Below are 620 nucleotides of genomic sequence, written 5' to 3' on the forward strand. Positions count from 1 at the left end.
CGCGCACGCCGCTCAGCCCGTCCGGCCGGGGCAGCACCACCTGTTCGCCCCGGCTGACGCGTCGGGAGGCTTCCGTGAGCAGCCGGAGCGGCCGCATGATGCGCCGCCCGAACAGCAGCGCAATGAGCGCCGTGGGCAGCATGCCCACCAGCAGCGAGAAGGTCAGCACCCGGCTCCAGTGGGCGGGCAGCATGGTGGGCCAGTGCCGGCTCTCCAGCCATTGCCCGTCGGCGAGTTTGAGATCGACATCGAGCGCCCACGCGTGCGTGCCGCGGAATTCCCGCTCCAGCCAGTTGCTGTTGCCGGCCACGCGCTGGGCGGATTCCACCTGCCGCAGATGGACCTTGACCGATCCATCGGCCGGCAGCTTGAGCAGGGTGCGCAGCCGCTGCGCCAGCGCGCGTTCCTGGTCGCTCGGCTCGGCGATATCGGCATGATCGGCATGATCGGGGCGCGGCGCGGTGGCCAGCCGGAACGTGGAATCCGGCAGGCTGATGTCCTCGAGCAGCATGTCCGGGTCGGCCGAACGGCCCACCGCGCGGTAGGCGGACTGGATCCGCGTCTCGATCGAGCGGACGTACAAGGGGTGGATGGTCTCGTTGTCGGCACGCCACCAGGAC

The 620-nt window shown here is 70.5% G+C and carries 1 protein-coding gene; it reads right to left on the reverse strand.

Translation table 11 applies throughout. The annotated features are described in order from the left end of the window. The coding region (locus tag AC1DDH_RS20415; protein WP_476956200.1) for a hypothetical protein at positions 1-620 on the reverse strand (620 nt) is incomplete at both ends.

The sequence above is a fragment of the Arthrobacter sp. 10T425 genome, assembly GCF_056393985.1.